The sequence below is a fragment of the Roseofilum sp. Guam genome (assembly GCF_017746735.1).
Taxonomy (GTDB): Bacteria; Cyanobacteriota; Cyanobacteriia; order Cyanobacteriales; family Desertifilaceae; genus Roseofilum; species Roseofilum reptotaenium.
In genome coordinates this window covers 61,873-82,663 of the sequence record NZ_JAGHZN010000030.1, presented here as the reverse complement: position 1 = coordinate 82,663, position 20,791 = coordinate 61,873, and the positions used below count along the sequence as shown (strand labels likewise).

Annotated in this window: 17 protein-coding genes; 13 read left to right on the top strand and 4 right to left on the bottom strand. The window is 45.2% G+C overall.

The annotated features are described in order from the left end of the window. Window positions 1-53: 53 nt before the first annotated feature. On the top strand, window positions 54-572 hold the full coding sequence (locus J7529_RS13485) for a methylmalonic aciduria and homocystinuria type D protein (protein WP_318729379.1): 519 nt from the start codon (window positions 54-56) through the stop codon (window positions 570-572). Here J7529_RS13485 and J7529_RS13480 read toward each other — a convergent pair. Further along, window positions 569-1,243: a TIGR04283 family arsenosugar biosynthesis glycosyltransferase gene (locus J7529_RS13480; protein WP_318729378.1), complete on the bottom strand. Its 675-nt coding sequence runs from the start codon at window positions 1,241-1,243 to the stop codon at window positions 569-571. The two genes, J7529_RS13485 and J7529_RS13480, sit on opposite strands and share 4 nt — an antisense overlap. Before the next feature lie 328 nt (window positions 1,244-1,571). Between J7529_RS13480 and J7529_RS13475 the strand changes: the two genes are divergently transcribed. After that, window positions 1,572-2,279: a 4'-phosphopantetheinyl transferase family protein gene (locus J7529_RS13475; protein WP_318729377.1), complete on the top strand. Its 708-nt coding sequence runs from the start codon at window positions 1,572-1,574 to the stop codon at window positions 2,277-2,279. A 181-nt stretch (window positions 2,280-2,460) separates the two neighbouring features. Here the strand turns inward: J7529_RS13475 and J7529_RS13470 are convergent, their stop codons facing one another. Continuing rightward, complete coding sequence (locus J7529_RS13470) at window positions 2,461-3,036, bottom strand: EF-hand domain-containing protein (RefSeq protein WP_318729376.1); 576 nt, start codon at window positions 3,034-3,036, stop codon at window positions 2,461-2,463. 293 nt (window positions 3,037-3,329) lie between these two features. Between J7529_RS13470 and J7529_RS13465 the strand changes: the two genes are divergently transcribed. Then, entirely contained in the window at window positions 3,330-4,148 is an 819-nt protein-coding gene (locus J7529_RS13465; protein ID WP_318729375.1) for an SDR family NAD(P)-dependent oxidoreductase, read from the top strand. Window positions 4,149-4,238: 90 nt separating this feature from the next. On the opposite strand, the gene J7529_RS13460 is transcribed toward J7529_RS13465, so the two are convergent. Together J7529_RS13460 and J7529_RS13455 are read right to left on the bottom strand one after the other, a co-directional pair. Continuing rightward, window positions 4,239-5,090, bottom strand: a complete 852-nt coding sequence (locus J7529_RS13460; RefSeq protein ID WP_318729374.1) for a Uma2 family endonuclease — start codon at window positions 5,088-5,090, stop codon at window positions 4,239-4,241. 58 nt (window positions 5,091-5,148) lie between these two features. Continuing rightward, window positions 5,149-11,388, bottom strand: a complete 6,240-nt coding sequence (locus J7529_RS13455) for a translocation/assembly module TamB domain-containing protein (protein ID WP_318729373.1) — start codon at window positions 11,386-11,388, stop codon at window positions 5,149-5,151. Between the two features lie 203 nt (window positions 11,389-11,591). Between J7529_RS13455 and J7529_RS13450 the strand changes: the two genes are divergently transcribed. From J7529_RS13450 to J7529_RS13405, 10 genes are all read left to right on the top strand, one after another. Further along, complete coding sequence (locus J7529_RS13450; RefSeq protein ID WP_271941408.1) at window positions 11,592-11,993, top strand: DUF3110 domain-containing protein; 402 nt, start codon at window positions 11,592-11,594, stop codon at window positions 11,991-11,993. A gap of 4 nt (window positions 11,994-11,997) precedes the next feature. Continuing rightward, entirely contained in the window at window positions 11,998-12,909 is a 912-nt protein-coding gene (gene murQ, locus J7529_RS13445; RefSeq protein WP_318729372.1) for an N-acetylmuramic acid 6-phosphate etherase, read from the top strand. A gap of 326 nt (window positions 12,910-13,235) precedes the next feature. After that, complete coding sequence (locus J7529_RS13440; RefSeq protein ID WP_271941404.1) at window positions 13,236-13,472, top strand: HNH endonuclease; 237 nt, start codon at window positions 13,236-13,238, stop codon at window positions 13,470-13,472. Between the two features lie 196 nt (window positions 13,473-13,668). Beyond that, the gene (gene rnc, locus J7529_RS13435; RefSeq protein ID WP_278003125.1) at window positions 13,669-14,337 is read left to right on the top strand and encodes a ribonuclease III; all 669 of its coding nucleotides are present in this window, start codon (window positions 13,669-13,671) and stop codon (window positions 14,335-14,337) included. 86 nt (window positions 14,338-14,423) lie between these two features. After that, window positions 14,424-14,732: a hypothetical protein gene (locus J7529_RS13430; protein WP_318729371.1), complete on the top strand. Its 309-nt coding sequence runs from the start codon at window positions 14,424-14,426 to the stop codon at window positions 14,730-14,732. A 9-nt stretch (window positions 14,733-14,741) separates the two neighbouring features. Next, window positions 14,742-15,164, top strand: coding sequence for a hypothetical protein (locus J7529_RS13425; protein ID WP_271941397.1), 423 nt, complete (start codon window positions 14,742-14,744; stop codon window positions 15,162-15,164). A 143-nt stretch (window positions 15,165-15,307) separates the two neighbouring features. Continuing rightward, the gene (locus tag J7529_RS13420; protein ID WP_413038886.1) at window positions 15,308-16,834 is read left to right on the top strand and encodes a site-2 protease family protein; all 1,527 of its coding nucleotides are present in this window, start codon (window positions 15,308-15,310) and stop codon (window positions 16,832-16,834) included. 479 nt (window positions 16,835-17,313) lie between these two features. After that, window positions 17,314-17,994, top strand: coding sequence for a dethiobiotin synthase (bioD, locus tag J7529_RS13415; protein ID WP_318729369.1), 681 nt, complete (start codon window positions 17,314-17,316; stop codon window positions 17,992-17,994). Between the two features lie 87 nt (window positions 17,995-18,081). Beyond that, the gene (locus J7529_RS13410; RefSeq protein WP_318729368.1) at window positions 18,082-18,987 is read left to right on the top strand and encodes a PhnD/SsuA/transferrin family substrate-binding protein; all 906 of its coding nucleotides are present in this window, start codon (window positions 18,082-18,084) and stop codon (window positions 18,985-18,987) included. Between the two features lie 48 nt (window positions 18,988-19,035). Next, on the top strand, window positions 19,036-20,790 hold the full coding sequence (locus J7529_RS13405) for an ATP-binding protein (protein ID WP_318729367.1): 1,755 nt from the start codon (window positions 19,036-19,038) through the stop codon (window positions 20,788-20,790). Window position 20,791 lies beyond the last annotated feature (1 nt).

Here is a 20,791-nt window from a genome sequence, read left to right as displayed (position 1 = left end):
CCAAGGGAGATTGAGGAGGATTTGTCTGACTCTCCCTCATGTAATACTTCCCCATGAATCCTTCTGAAACCCTAACGGTAAAACGGAATAACCAAACCTTCACGGTGGAAATCTCCATTCATCCCCCAAGTGATTATGTGCAGGAACATCTTCAGGAGTTACTACCCAACTGGCAAAATGATTCCGTCTCGGTAATTATTTTCCTGCAACAAACACAGATGCCTTTAACTGAAATATCTCCAGAAGTTGAAGCCGAAAAAAACATCCTCTTGGACAATTTTATCCGATGGTCGGACTTAGTCGCTAACTGGTTAGGCGATCGCGACTATCCCACTGATGCATTCGATCCGCGCACCGGATATCCCCGCAGATCCTCCCCTGGAACCCTTTCCCACAAAGATGTGCCTGCGGTTCATGTTGCACTAGGATATCCCATCGAGAAAAATGGAGACTGTGCTACCATTATTCACCCCCTTTGGGGAACCGCAGTCTATCCCAGTGTGATGATCTCTGCTGCTCCCATACCAGAAATCCTCACCGCTCTCCACTCTAATCTCCTCAATCATGGTTAACGGATTTTTCGATACCAACGGGCAATTCGATGCAGATCCACGCCCAAAAAATTAGCCATCAATATCCCTTGATTGATCGCAGTAGTGCGCCAGATGCCTAATCTTTGCCAACGTCGAGCAGACGTAACGACGGGGAGGGGTGCGATCGCAATTTTTCCCAACGGTTTCAACGATTGAATTAAGTGCCAATCTTCTAAAATCGGTAACTCTGGGAATCCACCCACCTGCTCAAACCTAGCACGGGATAAAAAAATCGCTTGATCTCCGTAAGGAAGTTGGCAAAGGTGCGATCGCCACTTCACCCCCCATTCCACCATGCGATAACCCCAGTTGTCTGAACCTATCCGCAACTCGAACGCCCCTGCAACCACCCCCGGTTGCGGCAAAATATCCCGTACCCATCGGTCATACTCCCTGGGTAACCGAGTATCTCCATGTAAAAACAATAAATATTCTCCCCTAGCATTTCTTGCCCCCTCATTCATTTGATGTCCTCGTCCCGGAGTCGTTTGAATAACCTTAATTCCCTCCTGTTTTAAGCATTCCACCGTCCCATCTGTAGATCCTCCATCCACCACAATAATCTCCACCTCTTTTCCTAGCTGAACCCTAGCCACAGTAGACAAAATTTGATCCACTTCATTCAGAACTGGAATAATCACTGAAATCATACTCACATTCATTAATTCTCTGGAGACATGGTAAACAAATAGGGCAGTAAAAACCCAATTACTGCTGTGAGGAAAAAAGTTTTATATCAACATTTAACACTTCTGGAGATTCATAAGACACCTTCTTGTGCTACATATATAGCAGAGAAAAGGAGAGTTAGGACATTTTCTATTGCCTCTTGCCTCTTGCCTCTTGCCTCAAACCATAACTTTACTGTCCTAATCAACTCTTTCACTGCTATAGTATTTTGAATTCATTTCTAAATTGTCCAGATTTTGCACTCTCCTATTGCATTTCCCAAGGGAGAAGGGGGATGAGGAGCATAAAATGGTATCTATAGACATGATATTATGCGATCGCCACCTTCACCTATGGCAGGCTGACTTAAATCAGTTTATGCCCCAGTTAACACAATTTACGTCTGTTCTGTCTCTAGATGAAAGGGAGCGATCGCAGCGCTTCCATTTTGATGAGCATCGACAGTATTTTATCCTGGCGCGGGGAATTCTCCGCTATTTGTTAGCTCAGTATTTAAACTGCCATCCTTCAGGCATTGAGTTTAACTATTCTCAACGAGGTAAACCGGACTTAGCCCTTCCCAAATCTGACTTAAAGTTCAATATTTCTCACTCCCAAAACTATGCTCTGTATGGATTTTCTCCCAATTCGTCTATTGGCGTAGATATCGAAGCCATTCGCCCTCTGAATGATTTAGACTCCTTAGCCAGGCGCTTCTTTTTACCTTCAGAATATCGACATATTCAAAATACTCCTATTTCTGAGCAACCCTATACTTTTTTTCGCTATTGGACGTACAAAGAAGCCTACTTAAAAGCCATTGGCGAAGGATTAGCCGGACTCGAACAAGCCGAAATTGAATTAACGGACACTGGGGCAAAAGTTAGCGATCGCGCCTGGTCATTATATCCGTTAACTACTCCCTCCGGTACTGTAGCGGCGGTGTCCGTTGAGGGAGATTGCTGGCAGGTGGTACAAAAACAGGTGATTCTAGATCAATTAAACATTAAAAATTGATAGAGCGATCGCTTGCTGTAATGAGGCAAATTCGTTAGCATCTCGGACAGTGACCTATAGTCAATTCAAATAACAGTGAGACATTTTTGTAGGGGCTTGCATATTTTTCGCCCCTACATCTACCGTTATTGTAGACACTCTTAGAGTGTCTGAGTGTTAATTGAATCAACTATAAGAGTGATTATGAATCTACCAATGGCCCATAGGGAAGCGGAGAATAGCTTGGATCGCTAGTGGCTTCAAACCAGTAGTGCATATGACCTTCAATAAACTCGGTGCGGGTGATCCAACCATTGCTATCAACGTCGATGCTGTCGAAAGCGCGATCGGCAGTGTCGGTGTTCTCTCCCCCGGAGTATACGGCCAAATACCTTCGATATTCTTCACGAGATATCTCTCCAGAGCCATCTGTATCGACGAAATCAAAGAACACTTCGTTTTTTCGCCTGCCTGCTTCACGGGACGATTGCATCAATGAGACTGCCTTCGCAGCATTGGTGAGGAATTCTTCGTAGCCAATCTGAGTTTGAGGATCGACCGGATTTCCTCCAGCAACAAAATTGTCAAACAGGGAGCGAAATACCGCAAGAATTTCTTCGTCTTTCGACCGATCATTTTGATTTTGTATCAACCGATTCGCAATCTCCTCATATTCAGAGCGCGATAAAAAACCATTTTGGTTAGTATCCATGACCTTGAAGTAGGTCTTCATTTTGGTAACCCAAAAAGTAGATGACAAAAACTCTTCTGGAGACATTTTTACTGATTCCACAATCAACTTTGGGGCAGTATAGCATTTCTCACTGTTTCTTCAAATTAACCAATCTCTAAATAGCCGACTAAAAGGGAAGTTTTATTACAAAACTTATTTATGTATTGCAAAGTGCTGTATTTCCGTATTCCTTATTCCCTCACAGAGGCTGCGATCGCCGTCACTCTTCTATAGAGATACACTTCACACTGTCCTTGTCAATCTCTTGAAACAATACTATACATAACGTCGTCACTTGTGCGCGTTGTCAACCCTGTCGGATAAAGGAGGTTCAATCCATGATCCAAGGACAAGTTGTACTCATCACTGGAGCATCACGGGGCATTGGGCGAGCGATCGCTCTAGAACTTGCTGCCCAAGGAGTGAAACGTTTACTCCTGGTTGCCCGAGATTCTCAGCGCTTGCAACAAATGGTTGAAACACTCCAACAAGAGTATCCCGAAGTTGAATCAGTTGCTCTAGCTGTTGATATGACCAATGGTCAAGCCTTAGATGGGGCGATCGCCAAAGCTTGGCGCGACTATGGCCCCATTGACCTCCTGATCAATAATGCTGGAGTTGCCCACCAAGGGGACTTTCTGGCCACAAACCCCCGTAAAATCGAAGAAGAAATCAACGTCAATCTCCTGGGAACCTTCCGTATTACCCGCTTAATTGCCAAACGCATGGTTACCCGTTCCCAGGGGACAATTGTCAACGTCTCCAGCCTCATGGGTAAAGTCGCCGCTCCCAGCTACGCCACTTACTCCGCTACCAAATTTGCCCTTGTTGGCTTTACCCAAGCCCTCCGCCAAGAACTCGCCCCCAAAGGCGTGCGTGTTGTCGCCTTGCTGCCCTCTCTCACTGACACCGACATGGTGCGGAATACAGATAAATTCCGTTGGGTAGCCACCGATAGCGCTGAAATGGTCGCCAAATCCCTAGTTGCGGGATTACGCGATCGCGACGAGGAGATTGTCGTCGGATGGCAAGGAAAAGTCGCCTCCCTGATGGGGCGCTTCTTCCCGCAAGTGATGCAGAAGGTGGTTGCCTTAGCAGCTCCAGATCGCAGAGTCTTACCGTTGCGATCGCCTTCTGAGAGCGATCGAGCTGCTTAAGGACTATATCAAATCCTTAAAACGAAGTAGGGGCTTGCATATTTTTCGCCCCTACTGCTTGTTACTTTGGCGATCGCTTCCTCAGGTTGATTAAAGATTATCTGGATCTAACCCCATAGCCCGCAACCGTTCAGCAAGACGTTGCGATCTCTGGCGTTCAGCTTCTGCCCGTTGGGATTCAGCCTCTGCCCGTTGGGATTCAGCCTCTGCCCGTTGACGTTCAGCCTCAACCAGTTGTTCAGCTTCCTCAAGGCGTTGTTGGGCTGTTTCAGCCGCTTGTTGGGCTACTTCTTCGGGTAACAATACCAAATTGCCTTCAGTATCGTAAAAGCGCAGCCAAACCGCTTCCTCTCGGTCGATTGTTCCCGACCAAGTTCCCAGCCAAAAGCCCAAACTTTCACACCATAGCCAACCTCGCTCATCGGCAACCAAAGACTGATACCCCTTGGAAATGTCTAAATGCCATCCTTGTAACGACTTGGGCTTAAAGGGATCATAGACAAAATAATCTGGAGTGCGGAAAATCCGTCCATAGATATCTTTTTTCTTTCCTGTATCTACTTTGGACGTACTCGGTGACATCAGTTCCACAATGGCATCAGGATAGCGACCTTCCTCTTGCCACACCACCCAACCCTGTCGTTGTTTGGTGCCATCGACATCAAGAACAGCAAAGAAATCCGGGCCGCGAAAATCTTTGTTGAACACTTCTTGATCGCTGTAGTAGACAAACATATTGCCGCCCGTGTAGAAGTCATTACGTTCGCTCCAAGCTTGTTGCAATGACCGGATCAGGACGTTCATAGCAATGCGGTGGCGGTTGCTTTCCAAGGGTTCTCCATCATCAAAAATCAGGTCGGTAGGTGGAGTAGGGGGGTTCCACTCCGGATCTAGGATTGTTTCAGTTTCGGGGCAAGTCTGGGTAGTGAGTTCTACTGACATTTTTGGCTCCCCATGTTCTGGTAGGTTTCGGTTGTTTCTGATTGTATCTTAAGGACACTTAAAACCGCTTACGAAACTCAAACTGAAGCCGACTATCTGTCCTCCGTCTTCCGGACTCTTCACCTCCTAAATCTGTGGCTGCACGCAACACCAAATTTTCACTCAAACGATAGCGGAACCGCAGGCGAAATGGATCGCTAGACGTAAAATTTTTGCCCAAAGATGTAGAAAACTGACGGGTAACATCTAAAGTCGCTTCTCCTGCTACACCGATCGCCCCTCGACGCGATCGATTTTCTACTGGATAAACTCGTAACTCGGTTAATCCCAGAGCATCCCCCAGAGTCGTTTGTAGATTGGATAAAATTGTCGATCCGGCAATATTCACCAGCGCTAATGTCGTATTTCCACCACCGCCAATCGTATTCAAGAAACCGCCCCCAATGAGGGCAATAATTTCGGAACGACTGCGTACCGGAGAACTGGTTAATTCTAAATTATTTTCTAACTGAGAAGCTGGCCCAGTTACTGCGGCTTGAATCCGCACTGTTTCCGTATCATTGTTATCCAAAGGCGGGGTATCATCAATTTCATTTTGCCCCCAGAATAAGACTTCTGGTTGCCGACTGCCTTGAACCTCAGAAATCGAGGCTTCTAGAACCAGATCGAGATCCGGATCTAAACCTTGACTGGGAATAAACCTTGCTTTATTCTCATACTCACGATTCACCCGAAATTGGGTAGAAATAATATTGATAAATCCTCGGTTAATATCAATCTCACCATCAGCACGAATATCATCAATTGGACCATTAATAGTTAGTGTTCCTTCACCGTGAATATCAACAAAACCCGGCTGTAAAATAGCAATACCATCAGTTAAATCGATATCAAAGCCATCAAATACTGGTACTAAGCTATTCGAGGAAGGAACCTTATCTTCTCGATCCGTCTTTTGTAGCTTCGTGGCTTCTGCGGGTAAAATCTTTCCTTGAGTGAGGATAATATTTCCCTTAATGACCGGCTCCAAGGCTGCGCCTGCAATTTCAATATTGCCATTTACGCCCCCATTGTAGATATCTTGGAAGTTAAAATCAAGTTCCTCCAACTGAATTTTGAGCGGAAGATTGGCTTCTTCTTCCGATAACGGCAAATCAGGATCGGACAGAGGAATCAATCCAGCTACTTCAATTTTTCCTTTACTAAAATCTCCGGTGAGCTTCTCGATAAAGACTTTCTCTCCGTTAAATTTAACCGTACCATTGACATTAGTCATGGGTTCTGAAAGATTTTGGGATTCTAGGGTTGCATTAGCAATCGTTGCTTCTCCTAAAGCAATCGGATTATCCACAGTTCCAGAGACTTTAATGTTGACATTTCCTGACCCTGTGACCCAATTCACTTGTTGACGAGTGAGAACATTTAAGATGCCTAATCCTTCATTTTCCAGGTTCAAGTCTAGCTGAATGTCTTGGGAAATGGGGGAGACAGAACCAAAGGGGAGGGGGCTAGGAATGCTGCCGGTTAACGTGACTGGAGAATCTCCAGTGACTAAGAGTTTACCGCCAAATCGTAATCGGCCATCGGCGAGAGAAAAGTTACCGGTGGCTTCTTGAATCGGAGCCTCATTTAAGGTGCCGTCTGATAAGGCTAAGTTACCAATCACTTGAGGATTTTGTAGGCTTCCTCCTAAGAGTGTGGCGGTCGTATTGATTTTTCCGGTTAAATCAACGGGTAAATTGGGGATAAATTGCTGAATTAAGTCTACAGGGACATCTTCAACTTTGAGCTGGCCGGATTGTTGTTCGCCGCCGACTTGTCCGGAAAATGTGATTAATCCTTCATTGGAATTAATGCGAACTGGTAGTAACGTGAGAACATTGTCTTTCAAGGTTCCTTTAACGATAATGGGATTAAAACTATATTTGCCCCATTCCCAGTTTTCGCCCAATAAATCGATATCGGCTGAAAGACCTTGTTTTAGAGAGCCGGAAATCTTAATATCGCCATCAAATCCCCCTTGCAGTTGAGCTAGAGTAGGAATGGGGAAGCGATCGCGCTCTTGCTGTCGTAAATCCTGTAATTTGAGAATTTCCGAGAAGCGACGCAACTGCTCTTCGACGGTTCTCTGGCTCCGATCAACGGTCAAAACGCCTAAGTCTGCGGCTGTTCCGGTGGGCGGTGAAAAACCCTGAGCAATATCTTCTAAATCAAAAATTTGCAATGCTTGCAAAACATCTTGCACGCTACCTTGGGCAATTTTCACTTCAGCGTTAAATTGCGGATCGCTCAGATCGGTTAGATTCACTGCGCCTTGCAGATTATATTCACTCTCGCCAATCTTTAACTGAGTATCGGTTAATTCTCCTTGACCGCCACTATAGTTTAATTTAGCTGTTAAAATCTCAGCTTCAACCGTGCCAATCGAGGGTTTATCGAGTTGAATTTCCCCTTGGGCAACAACAGCCATCGGATCGAAGATTTGGGGGAAACTGAGGTTAAAATTACCGGACGCTGTACCCGCAATTGGCCCTAAAGGAGTTGCCGTGGGAATCAGGTTCACTAATTCTAGGGGGAACTGAGCCACATCAACCTGAAAATGGGTTAAATCCGAGCCTTCAGAAGCAGGGGTTCGTTGTCCGGTGGCGATCGCCTCTCCCAACTTAAAGGTAAACGATTCGGGCATAAATGTGGGGTCAATGACCGCCGAAATCTCATCGGATTCTCCCTTTAAGGCGATCGCGGCTCCCTGACTCGGTGTAAACTGTATCGGCCCCTCAATCACCGGATCGAAGGCAATTTGATTTACGACCACATTTCTCAACCGCATTTGCCCGTCTAAATTCGGCTGTAATCCCGTTCCCGCAATCCGTCCGGCAAAATCCACCTGACCTTGTACGGCGACAGCATCAGGCAGCGTAAAGGGCAGAGTGGCTAAATTGAAATCGGCGACCTCGGTCGTAAAATTATACCGAGAAGCCATTAGATCTTGGAAATTGGGCACAATTTGACCGACGGCTACGAGGCCGGACACGGGTGCAGTAGGGGCATCTGGGTTGGACAATGAAAAATTGGGCGAACCTGCCCTTACAGAGGCCTGAGAAGGGACAACAACCGAACCTGCGGCAGCAACAATATCTAAAGAACGCCCATTCCAGACTATTTGAGACTTAAATGGCCCTTGCTCTAAAATCGGTAACTTGGAGAGTAAAACTTCCCCTTGTGCTTGTATTGCCGTGGGATCGAAATTATCCAACCGTCCACCGGCTATCATTTGCCCTGCTCCCGTCAGGCGCTGGAACTGAGGCGGTAAGGGTAAACCCAACTGGTCTAACTCGACCTGTTCGGCATTCATTTTCGCTTGCCATTGTCCTTGCCTGGCGATCGCCTCTACATTAACGACACTATTACCCACATTTACAAATCCTTGGGCCTCGGCAAAGATACTATTGGGTGAAACCTCATCTAACCGACCCTGTGCATTGGCTACGCCACTAAAGGGTAACCTGGGCACATCAGCCGGAACTTGGGGCGATAACTGATCAACGTTGACCCCATCAGCCCGTACAGAGGCTTTCCACTCTCCATTGAGCACCTGTGCGATCGCATTGACCCGACCCCCAGCAATATCTAAATCAGCTTTCGCTTCTGCAACGATTGCCTCTGGAGATAAATTATTCACATCTCCCCTTAAATTCACGGTTGCGGTCAGGGGAGATTGCAGAAAGGTCTGTTCCCTGGCAACTAGCTGTAACTGAGGAGACAAGAGGGAAGCTTGCACTTGGTTAATGTCTAGGGCGGCTTCCCACTGTCCACCCTGCAATACACCACCGCCTCTAATTATACCTCCAGCTAAATCCAGAGTCCCTTGCAATCGTCCTTGAACGGCTGACAGATTGGGGTTATCTAAGGAGCCAACGATTTCCGCCACTCCAGTAAACGGTGCAGCTTCGGCAAAGGGCAGTTGAAATTGCTGGGGCGGCACAAATTGTTCCAGTTCGCTGCGAAATTGACCTAATTGCACCGTATTCGCTTGCACCAATGTGGCGATTTGGTTATTCTGCAAACGACTGGATATATTCACTTGTCCTCCAGCCACATTCAGTTGACCTTCGGCGATCGCCTCAACTTGATTCAGACTAAAGTTTTCTAGAGGTACAATCATCTGCGCCCCACCACTAAACGGTGCAGCCAGTTGAGAGGGTACAAGGGAAGAGAGGTTCGCCAGTTGGATGTTTTCCGCCCTAATTTCGGTTTGCAGTTGTAAGGGAACTTTGGGAATTCCAGGTATTGCTGTAGGGGCGGGTTCACCAGTCGTTTGGTCTTCCAACCCAGGTGTTGGTGTGGGGGCGGGTTCATCAGTCGTTTGGTCTTCCGAGGGAGATGTTGGTGAACCCGCCCCTACGGTATCGGTATTTACGGGGTTTGCAGCGACGGGATTTGTGCCTGTATTTAAACCAACCAGACGGGCAACCGCTTGTACTTGTCCGCCAGCGAGATTGGTTTGGGCGATCGCCTCTAAATCATTTAGTGGCCCTATGACTCGAATTTGGGGCGAAACCGTTCCTACCGTAATATCCGAAGGCACTTGGTAAAGTTGAGCGATCGCATCTACGGGGACGTTTTGCCCTTGGGCTTCAAACACCAGAAAGGGTTGTTGCGAGTTCGGAGCATTATTTTCTGTTGGTGCAGAAGTAGGGGCGGGTTCACTAAGATCTGGGTTGGAAGAGGGAAAATTGGGTGAACCCGTTCCTCCATTGTCTTGACTTGGATCTAGATTGGCTTCCTCAGGGTTTTGCGAACCCGTTCCTCCATTATCTTGACTTGGATCTAGATGGGCAGGCTCATTCACCGGTAATTGCAACTCTCCCCGTCCCAGGATTTCGCCACCCAGGGTAGGAACCAGTTTCAAGCCTTGAATAGCGATCGTGGAATTGGCGTAAGCAAATTGACTGGTGATTTCTGCAAATTCGACGCGATCGATTTGCGTGGGCTTCGTGGTTTCAAATAATCCCACCAGTAAGGGTTGCTCAAACGGTCCTTCCAACTTCGCTTTTACTTGGAATTCTCCAGTTGCCTGTACCGGTAGTTCCGTCTCGATCGTTTCAGTAAGCGTTTCAAATGTAACTGGCTCTAACGAGGCGATGACCTGAATTCCCTGTTGCAGATCGATTCCTCCTTCAAGGGATATTGGAAGGCTATCAGCATAAAGAATAGACCCTTCTTCGACTAACACCAATTGATCTTGGAATTGCAGAGTAGCTTGCCCTTGGGACAGATAAAGGGGAACTTGGGTAATGTCAAATTGAGGCTCTTCTGTATTGTCATTGTCCTCTGGTTTTTCCGGCTCAGTCTCATCTGGTTTGGACTCTGGCAGGGTATACTCTCCAGCGATCTCGCTCACCAATAGCGTTCCATTGAGCAAAGAGGATGGAATATCTTGCAGATTAATTCGTCCGTTGATATTTCCATTGAGTTTACCACCTGTTAAGGCGACTTCTGGTGGTAAATTAGGGACTAAATTCGTTAAGGGAATCAGGTCTAGATCTTGCGATCGCACCTGTACCCTTACCCGTTGCTCCCGGTTCAAAAATTCTCCTTTCGCTTGCACCTCTCCGGGACTTTGATCTTGAGCTACAGTTGCATCAAAGCTAATCCGATTATACTCGTCAAAAAACTCAGCAGTGGCGCGAATCGGCTTAAACGTTACACTCTGTTCAAAACTTGCCCCTTCTCCTTTCCAGGGAACCAAAACCACAGTGGCATTTTGTACCCCAGCCTTAATCACATTAATCTTAAATTGCCCTTCTTTCGGCTCTTCCTGGGCAAGATCCAGATTCAGCCATTTATGCTCTGCATCTTCTTCTAAATGAACTTGGGGATTAATTAAGGTCAGATCCAGATTAATCTCATTGTCAATCACATCAATGGGATTAAACTTAACCTCAACTGCTTCTACCGTAGCGCGATCGGGATCGGTTGCAGTGGCAGGTAATCCAGAAGGGCCAAAGCGGATACTATTGAAAGAGACTCGCTGCACAGGGCCAATGTCTAGGGGACGCTTGAGGGTTTTACTCAACGCTTCAGCCACCATGGGGCCTAATCCTGTATGTACCCAATGCCAACCATAGGCTCCTCCCGCCACCAACAGCAGCACCACACCACCTAAACCCCATCCAGCCCACCGTCGCCATTTTCCCGGCTCGTCCGCGTCTTCCCATTGCTCCTCTTGATCTTCAGTATCTATAAGCTCAAGATCCGATTCTGGTAGTTGATTGGGATCGTTAGGGGTTGTCATGTCCTCACACCGTTCTGAATACTCACACCTTGTTCTGATGATGCCACGGGAATCGCGGGAATGGGGAATAGGCAAAAGTCAAAAGGCAATTTCCCCGCGTCCCCGCGTCTCCGTGTCTCCCCATCTCCCTATCCCCCCATCCCCTAACTGCTATAAAATAAGGGAAAATAATCGAATTTGGGAGCGTTAACTTCTAGTAGCTTATGCGAGTTTATGTCCTGTTGTTTAATGTAGGCACGGAAAATGAGGGAATTCATACTATTAAGGTTCCCCACCCCGATCCTAGGCAAGTGCGCAATAAGGTTTTAATCTTTGAAATGGAGGATGATGCCACTCGGTTTGCTTTGCAGCTAGAGGCTCAGGATTTCCCTCCTCCTAGTGTAGAGGCGATCGATGAAGATGAGATTAAGGCATTTTGCGAAGAGGCAGATCTAGATTTTGAGTGGGTGACTGAGGGGAAATTGGTCATTCCTCCAGAAAGTAATGTGGATTCTTTAGATTGGAGTGAGGAAGAGTCTGACGTACCGAGCGCTGAAGAGTCAGAGTTAGAAATGAGTTCGGAAGAACTCGATCGCATTCGCCGAAGTTTGGAAGGATTGTTATAAGACCATGGAAAATCGAGGTCATCTGTTAACGGAGCAAATTAATCCCCAAAGTTTAACGTTAGACCAATTGGGAACCGTGCAGTTGGTGGAGCTGTTTAATCAGGAAGATGCCCAAACGGTGGTAGCTTGTTCGCAGGCAAAGGAACAGTTGGCAGAAGCCATTGATCGCACGGCGTTAGCTCTTCAAAATGGGGGACGGTTGTTTTATGTAGGCGCAGGAACGAGCGGCCGTTTAGGGGTGCTGGATGCGGCGGAATGTCCGCCTACATTCTGTTCTGACCCTAAGATGGTACAGGGGATTTTAGCCGGGGGTGAGGCTGCCCTGGTACGCAGTTCTGAGGGCTTAGAGGATAGATTTGAGGATGGGGTGCAGGTTATTGAGCAGTATCAGGTGACCTCGAAGGATGTGGTCGTGGGAATTACGGCTGGAGGGACAACGCCCTATGTTCAGGGGGCGTTGCAGGGGGCAAAAGCGCAGGGGGCAACGACGATTTTTATGGCTTGCGTGCCTGTTGAGCAGGTTTCAATCGCGGTGGATGTGGATATTCGCTTATTAGTGGGGCCGGAAGTTTTGGCTGGTTCCACGCGCCTGAAGGCGGGAACGGCAACGAAAATGGCGCTGAATATTTTGTCTACTGGGGTGATGGTGAAGTTGGGGAAGGTGTATGGTAACCGGATGGTGGATGTGGCGGTGACGAATACGAAGTTACGCGATCGCGCTCTACGTATTTTAGAGGATTTAACGGAGTTGGGGCGATCGCAATGCGAGCAACTTTTAGAAGAGAGCGGACAACGGGTTAAGGTCGCTCTACTGATGGCTTGGACAGGAGTGGATGCTCAAATTGCTCAGAATTATCTGGATCAAAACCAAGGAAATCTGCGATCGGCTTTGGCTGCCATTTCTACCTATAAGTAGAATTGAGTTGAGACTCTTGACATTAAAGATTGTTTGGTGCAATGATCAAGGTTAGGAGTATCCATAAGTGTCCGTCTCATGGGTAGTACCTCCGATTCTCAAGTTAGCGCAAGTCCAGTATTCTGGCCTAGCATGTATCTGAATCAGGAATTAGCCCTTCAGATAACTGGTAGTTCAGCAGACTGGATCTGCGCTGGTTTGAGGCTCGGAGGTAGTAAGTTTGAGACGTTTACTAAGGTGTAATCAAGAAAACAGTCGCTTATTCACTTAAGCGTCGCTTTTGCTTGTACGCGATATTCCAACTGTAGTTATTGGAATAGTAAACCATGAATTCCAAACAAAAACATAATAAAAGAGCCAAACTCATTGAACAGTTTGGCACTCGGTGTTATTGGTGTGAATGCATTCTATCCCCCGAAGAAATCACCCTCGATCACCTGATTCCTAAAAAACATGGAGGTTCTAACTCTTTAGAAAATCTGCGTATTACTTGTTTTTCCTGCAATAATCAACGAGGACATAGCCTTTTTCCTCCCCCATCTTTTAGGAAAAAAGTGAGGTAGTCTATTGTTGTAGGGGGAGGGTTAAAACCTGCCCCTACAACTTTAATTAAGTATACAGTATAATAGAGGATTGCAATCAATCATAAAATACTCCATATCTATGACTTTGGATATAGACCATCAAGAGATAAATTTAAAACAAAGAAAAAAGCAAAAATCACTAGCAGAAGATGCTAGTTACTTTCACAAACTTTTGATGTTTAAAAATGAAAAACTTCTCCATCGTGCCTTAACCCATCGTTCATATGTTAATGAAAATCCTGGAGCCATAGGACACAATGAACGTTTAGAATTTCTTGGTGATGCCATTTTGACCTTTATCAGTGGTCAATATCTCTATCAGCGCTATCCGGAAATGGGAGAAGATGAAATGACCAGACGGCGTTCTGCTTTAGTCGATCAAAAACAATTGGCTAGATTTGCAGTTGAAGTTGGTCTAGACTTGAGAATGCGTCTAAGTCAAGGGTTAATCAAAGAAGGGGGATATCAAAATCCAAATTTACTCAGCAGTACCTTTGAAGCGATTGTTGGGGCTTACTATTTAGATTGCGCTCAAAATATAGAAAAAGTGCGCTCTGTCATAGAAGAACTGTTTGATTCTGTCCCTCAAGAGCAAATGGTGGCTCGTTCCAACATCGACTCAAAAAATAGATTACAGGAATTAGTCCAAGCGAGGGGAGCCAAAAATCCTCCCAAATATGTAACGGAAAAAATAGGCGGTATGGATCATGCTCCAGAATTCATGTCTACAGTTTTTATTAGTGATAAAGCCTGGGGTAAAGGCAAAGGAAGAAGCAAAAAAGATGCAGAAAAAGAAGCGGCTTCTTATGCCCTAGGTAAGTTGAAAGAAAAGGGGATTATCTAATCTAACTTTAGACTTACGCAAACATCAGTTTTGGTTAGGCGGGAGTAAAATTAGAGTAAATAGAGGAGCGATCGCGCAAAAGATGTATGGAACCCTTACCCAGCAATTGGACAGATGTTATCCCTGATATTATCTACGAAACTGCGGAAGGACTCTTTGTCTCGTTTGCAAAAAAGCAAATCCGCCTCGCTCAACGCTATGATGGACAGAGTAAACATCTGAAAGCCATTGAACATGGTAGAGTTCCCGCCAATGGTAGCATTGGTCTCGTTCCTTCGGAATTACCGGATTTTGACCTGAAATCAAAAGTCTTAGGACAGGGCGGAGATTACCGGTTTCATGGATACTTTATCGAAGATATGCTACATTTCCCTGGCATGAGAACCAGTCATTAAAACATTGCTATGACTATCACTAATGATACTGTTTGGAATAACTTATCCCAACTTCTAGATGAAATTGAACCGTGCAGAATTGCTCAACAACATCTAGAATCCTGTAACTATAATATCCAAGGTTATTGGAATAGTGAAAATCGATTTTACGATCGGGTTACATTGCTTGACTCACCAACCATTACTCTGGTGAATAGTGCTATTGGTATTAACCAGGTCAACGAGAAGGCTTGTCCGTGGATTAAGTTGGAATTTTTACTCACCCCATATAATAATTCAGAAGATGAAGAAATTGGCGAACTGACTCTTGTTTTAGATGCTCAGTTAAATATTATCGATGAAAATTGGTGTCTCGATCTCGATTCTCCTGTTGTTGCTATTTCTGAGAATGCTGAGTGCGATCGCCAAATAGAACCGATCCTCTTAACCTAATGTTAAAAGCGACTATCGAGAAAATAGAGAGTTAATTGTTAATGATTAATTAGCCCCTGTCTCCTGGTATAATTAAATTGGCCTATGCTTTGGCTCTATAGCTCTAAGGCGTAGCATTGTGTCTCATTGGCAATTCCTCTATGATGTCTGCTGTGTCCAACAATTCCCTTACATTCGTAATCTTACTCGTTGCCCTGGGCATCTTGTTTTGGGGATTTCAACGCGCTCGTCCCTATGGTAAGTTGGGAATCTTGGCTTGGTTGCAGTCTGTGGTGCTGATGGTTCCCTGGTTGTTGTTTTTTGGGCTGTTTTCCCTGGGAATTTATCTCAACCTGGCGGGAATTTTGTTTCTACTGGTCGGTTCAACTGCAATTTATATTTTTCTGGGCCGACAGTTACGAGTATCGGGACAAGATGAGCTGTTGCGTCAAAAGGTGGCAGAGCGCTTGCGCTTCGGCTCCGCTCAACGACCGGGGGAGGAAAATCCTTCGACTCCGCTCAATGACGAAGCATTTGTTGCTCAGACCGGGGACATGCCTTCAGTCGTCTCTTCAGAACCGATTGGCATTCCAGCAGAAGATTTGAACCAGATTAAGGAAATTTTTGGCATCGATACCTACTTTCTCACGGAAACGCTGCCCTATCAGGAAGGGGCAATTTTTAAGGGAAATTTACGAGGTGACCCGGATCGGTCGTATGATAAGCTTTCGGAACGGTTAAAGGAGCGCCTGGGCGATCGCTATCGGTTATTCTTAGTTATGGGTCCAGATAATAAGCCCATTGCGATCGTACTCCCCCAAAGCCAAGACCCCAAACCCCTCACCCTGGGTCAAAAGGCTTTAGCCGTAAGTTTAGGACTCGCTACCCTCGCCACCAGTATGGAAGCAGGCGGTATTTTTCAAGGGTTTGACTGGTTTAGTGAATGGTCAAAATGGCCAGAAGCTCTGCCGATCGCCCTCGGTCTGTGGGTGATACTATTAGCCCATGAGTTGGGCCATCGCTGGATCGCTAAAAAATACCAAATTCGCCTCAGTTTGCCCTTTTTCCTCCCCACCTGGCAAGTCGGTTCCTTTGGTGCTATTACCCGGTTTGAGTCCATCTTACCCAATCGCAGTGTCCTGTTTGATATTGCCTTGGCCGGGCCAGCAGCAGGGGGTTTATTATCCCTATTTCTGTTAATTCTGGGTTTATCCTTATCCCATCCCGGTAGTCTGTTTCAAATTCCCTCCCAATTTTTCCAAGGTTCAGTTTTAGTGGGAACCTTAGCCCGGGGAATTTTAGGGGATGTATTGCAAAATTCCCTTGTTGATGTGCATCCCTTAACCTTAATAGGATGGTTAGGTTTAGTTCTCAGTGCCATTAACCTCATGCCTGCGGGTCAATTGGATGGGGGGCGCATGGTACAAGCAATTTACGGACGCAAAATCGCCGGAATTACCACCGTTGCCACGTTAATTGTGTTGGGATTTGCCTCATTTGTAACTCCATTAGCCTTGTATTGGGCGATCGTCATTTTAGTCCTACAACGGGATCTAGAGCGACCTAGCCTAAATGAAATTACAGAACCCAATGATGCTCGGGCTGCTTTGGCTCTTTTAGCTCTATTTTTGATGATTGCCACCCTCATGCCCTTGACTCCTAGTTTAGCCGGGCGTTTAGGGATTGGGTGATAGGGAGATGGGGGGATTTAATCATAGGATTAAAAGTTGATTATACTAAAAACACTTTGGGCTACAGTTCGGCAAGGAAAGATTGAGCTATTGGAGTCAACAGAACTACCAGAAGAGGCAGGGTGCTGGTGAAAGTTTTACCTGACAATGTTAGATTGGTGCGCTATCCTTTTTTGGGTTGCCAAGATTCCAATCAATCAGGGTTTGATCCCCCTTTTTTCGGAGAGTGACAGAAACTGATGCGTCAATAAGTAATAATACTACAGCACAAAAGCGCTGTATGATTTAGAGTTCTAATGTCTTGACCCAATTTCTAAACATTTGCAGGGCTTGACTACTACCAGATATTTTACTTTTCTGGACAGATCGATTCACCCATTCAATAATGGGAAGGTTGGGAAAAGTGGGACTTTGCTCTGAGGTAATATAAAGAAACTATTGATTTCTGTAGTATTCCTAACTTCTAACTAACTTAACTCATGAAAAGTTTACTGATCGCAGGAACGGATACGGATACGGGCAAAAGTGTTTTAACTACAGCCCTGATCGCCTATTGGCAAACCTATTACAAAGATCGCCCTCTAGGAGTGATGAAACCCATTCAATCTGGAGTGGGAGACCTGGAACTCTACCTGGATTTATTTACTCTCAACCAGTCCCCAGAATCGATTACCCCCCTCTATCTGGAAACTCCAGTTGCCCCTCCCATTGCCGCAGAAGTTGAGAATAAGACGATTGACCTTGCCCCTATATGGCAGGCGTTTACTAGCCTTCAGAAGAGCAAGGAGTTGGTCATGGTGGAAGGTTTGGGGGGTTTGGGTTCGCCTATTACCCATGAATTGGTCATTGCCGACTTAGCCAGGGACTGGAAACTACCAACGGTGTTAGTTGTTCCGGTTAAGTTGGGAGCGATTTCCCAAACGGTTGCCAATGTAGCCCTCGCTCGTCAATATCGCGTACCCCTGATCGGATTCGTTCTTAACTGTACCCATCCCTGTACTCCTACCCAACAGGAACAATGGGCCCCCATTTCCCTTATCGAGTCCCTCACTCAAATGCCAATTCTAGGTACACTTCCTTATTTAGAGAATCCCAGAGATGTAAGGCAATTGACTCAAGCCGCATCCCGTCTCGATCTAGAGCGTTTTTTCATCTATTAAAAGTTAAAAAAAATCAAGCCAGCTAATTATTATCTAATTTCACTTTTGGGTTAAAATTCTCTAACAATTATTGGAATGACATAACCCATGAAACTGCAAAGATTACTGGTTTTACCTTTACTTTTCTTAATCTCTTGTGGTTCCCAGGAGATAGAGTCTACAAACAGCAACCGGGAAGCGATCGCCGCTTGTCCGGAGCGACTCACCTTAGCAGTTACCGATATTTTCGGAGAAGAAGAGCTAAAAAAAGACTTTGGTGAATTTCAAACTGTTTTGGGGGAAGCTTTGGGAATTTCTATTGATCTCTTTCCTATGAATGACCGCGTCACTGCTGTCCCTGCATTACTCTTTGAGCGTATCGATCTGGCTCTAGCAGGTCCTTCTGAATATGTCCTTTTAAAAGCCAATGCTGATGCGATTCCCTTAGTAGGAATTACCCGTCCTGGCTATTATACAGTCATTGCTACCAATGCGAACAGCGGGATTGAGAATTTGCAACAGCTCAAAGGAAAAACCGTTGGCATTCGAGAAGAGGGTTCAACCGCAAGTCACTTAGGCGCTCTGAAAATGTTAGCTGATATGGGTTTAAAACCTAATCAAGATTTTAACGTAGAAATTATTGGTAGCGATCGCGGGTTAGTCGTACTCAAGGAAGGCAAGCTAGACGCTTGGTCAGATGGCAACCATCACTATCAGCGTGCCCTAGAAAAATATAATCTTCAAGCATCAGAATTTATCCGAATTTCCCAGGGCAAACCCTTGCCAAACGATCTGATTGTTGCGAATCCATCCCTAGATGCAGAGTGTATCGCAGAACTGCAAGCCCAGATTGTTGAAAATGAAAGGAAATTAATTGACGCGATTGTGGTTTCCCCAGCAAACAAAAAATACGCCCAGTCACAAATGGTTCCCGCTAAAGACGAAGATTACGACCTGATTCGGGAGGGATATAAGGCGATTGGTGAAGAAGAGTTACTTTCACCAGCTCAATAGCCCATTGTCCCTCATGAGTCCAGTCCAGCAAGCATGGAGTAATTACCCATGAAACAGTGGCTTACCCACTGGCAAGTTTCCAGTATCTTCAAAAAAATTGGTTACACCAACCTCCTAGTAGTGAGTATCTCCATTTCTGGAACATTTATCGGATTTTTAATTGGCGATTATTATGAAGAACAAGCACAGAAAAGTTTGACCAAAGCCATTCAACAAGAAGAGCTACTGCACGACCTAGAAACTTACATCTTCAAAATTCAAGCCCACCCCTATAAACTCATTAGTACAGTAGAAGAAGCCCTATGGTTCAGTTACAAGATACAGCAATTTGAAGAAGATATTGATTACATAGAAGGCTTAGTAAGGGAACTAAATCAATTAGGAGATCTTTCAGGAAGCGCAGCCCAATCTATCGATCGCTTTTGCGAACAAGCCCAGATAGTCATAGATAATTATGCCGAGCGCTTTGCGGAAATCCTACCTCAAGTCGATCCCCTGAGATTATCACCAGACAAACGAGGCAATGCTCAACAACAAGTTTTGCTAGCTGTTCTGGAGAAAGAGAGTCAAGAAATTGACATTCAATTTGAGAGATTAAGCAATCAACTCAACAAACTTTTACAAATTTCGGAGGATGATCAAGAAAAGGCATCCTTGCAAACTAAGCAGGCAAAAAAAATCCGCAAAGTTGTCATTTTTGTTAGTCTAACGGTTTCTACTTCCATGGCATTTGTCTTAGCTTTTTATACCGGAAGAAAAATTGCTAGGCCCATTGAATTAGTAACCCAGACTGCCCAAAAAGTGACGGCTGACTCTAATTACGATCTCGAAGCCCCCGTCCTGACTAATGATGAAGTTGGGATCTTAGCGAATGCCTTCAATCAACTCATTCAAAAAGTCAAAAAACAGCTCTATGAACTTTCAGAAGCGCAATCCTTTTTGGAAAACAGAGTTGAAGAGAGAACTCATGAGTTAAAGGAAACATTAGATGCCTTAAAAGACACTCAAACTCAACTGATTCAAACGGAAAAAATGTCAAGTTTGGGCGAAATGGTTGCCGGAATAGCCCATGAAATTAATAATCCCGTTAGTTTTATTTATGGCAATATTAGCCATGCCCAAGAATACCTAGATAACTTTTTAGATTTACTGAGTCTTTACCAGGAACTTTATCCAGATGTTAGGACAGAAATTACAGAAAAGATGGAAGAAATTGATTTTGAGTACATCCAATCTGATTTTTCCAAAATCTTGGACTCCATGCGGATGGGAACCTGCCGAATTAAAAATATCGTCTCCTCTTTAAGAAACTTTTCCCGTTTAGATGAATCAGAAGTAAAAGATGTTAACCTTCATGAAGGTTTAGATAGTACGTTGATTATTCTTGGTAACAAACTTAAATTAGGAGTTGAAATCATTACAGCTTATGGAGAATTACCGGATATTACTTGTTATCCATCCCAACTCAACCAAGTATTTTTAAATTTAATTGTGAATGCAATTGATGCTTTGTTAAGTAGTGAAATTGAGCCTAAACAGATCACAATTTCAACGGATAAAATCAATCCAGATAGAATTCAGGTTAAGATTCAAGATAATGGTCCGGGAATCCCGGAAGAAATTCGCAATAAGATCTTTAACCCGTTTTTTACAACCAAGCCAATTGGCAAAGGAACGGGTTTGGGTTTAGCCATTTCTTATCGCATTATCGAGAAACATCAGGGGACAATCGAAGTCTTTTCTGAAATCGGCAAAGGAACAACGTTTGAAATCACGCTTCCCATTGAGTTAGTCCAGGCTTAAA

Coding starts and splice junctions, on each gene's coding strand:
- J7529_RS13485 (WP_318729379.1), top strand. CDS start 54: ATGAATCCTTCTGAAACCCTAACGGTAAAACGGAATAACCAAACCTTC.
- J7529_RS13480 (WP_318729378.1), bottom strand. CDS start 1,243: ATGATTTCAGTGATTATTCCAGTTCTGAATGAAGTGGATCAAATTTTG.
- J7529_RS13475 (WP_318729377.1), top strand. CDS start 1,572: ATGGTATCTATAGACATGATATTATGCGATCGCCACCTTCACCTATGG.
- J7529_RS13470 (WP_318729376.1), bottom strand. CDS start 3,036: ATGTCTCCAGAAGAGTTTTTGTCATCTACTTTTTGGGTTACCAAAATG.
- J7529_RS13465 (WP_318729375.1), top strand. CDS start 3,330: ATGATCCAAGGACAAGTTGTACTCATCACTGGAGCATCACGGGGCATT.
- J7529_RS13460 (WP_318729374.1), bottom strand. CDS start 5,090: ATGTCAGTAGAACTCACTACCCAGACTTGCCCCGAAACTGAAACAATC.
- J7529_RS13455 (WP_318729373.1), bottom strand. CDS start 11,388: ATGACAACCCCTAACGATCCCAATCAACTACCAGAATCGGATCTTGAG.
- J7529_RS13450 (WP_271941408.1), top strand. CDS start 11,592: ATGCGAGTTTATGTCCTGTTGTTTAATGTAGGCACGGAAAATGAGGGA.
- murQ (WP_318729372.1), top strand. CDS start 11,998: ATGGAAAATCGAGGTCATCTGTTAACGGAGCAAATTAATCCCCAAAGT.
- J7529_RS13440 (WP_271941404.1), top strand. CDS start 13,236: ATGAATTCCAAACAAAAACATAATAAAAGAGCCAAACTCATTGAACAG.
- rnc (WP_278003125.1), top strand. CDS start 13,669: ATGTTTAAAAATGAAAAACTTCTCCATCGTGCCTTAACCCATCGTTCA.
- J7529_RS13430 (WP_318729371.1), top strand. CDS start 14,424: ATGGAACCCTTACCCAGCAATTGGACAGATGTTATCCCTGATATTATC.
- J7529_RS13425 (WP_271941397.1), top strand. CDS start 14,742: ATGACTATCACTAATGATACTGTTTGGAATAACTTATCCCAACTTCTA.
- J7529_RS13420 (WP_413038886.1), top strand. CDS start 15,308: ATGTCTGCTGTGTCCAACAATTCCCTTACATTCGTAATCTTACTCGTT.
- bioD (WP_318729369.1), top strand. CDS start 17,314: ATGAAAAGTTTACTGATCGCAGGAACGGATACGGATACGGGCAAAAGT.
- J7529_RS13410 (WP_318729368.1), top strand. CDS start 18,082: ATGAAACTGCAAAGATTACTGGTTTTACCTTTACTTTTCTTAATCTCT.
- J7529_RS13405 (WP_318729367.1), top strand. CDS start 19,036: ATGAAACAGTGGCTTACCCACTGGCAAGTTTCCAGTATCTTCAAAAAA.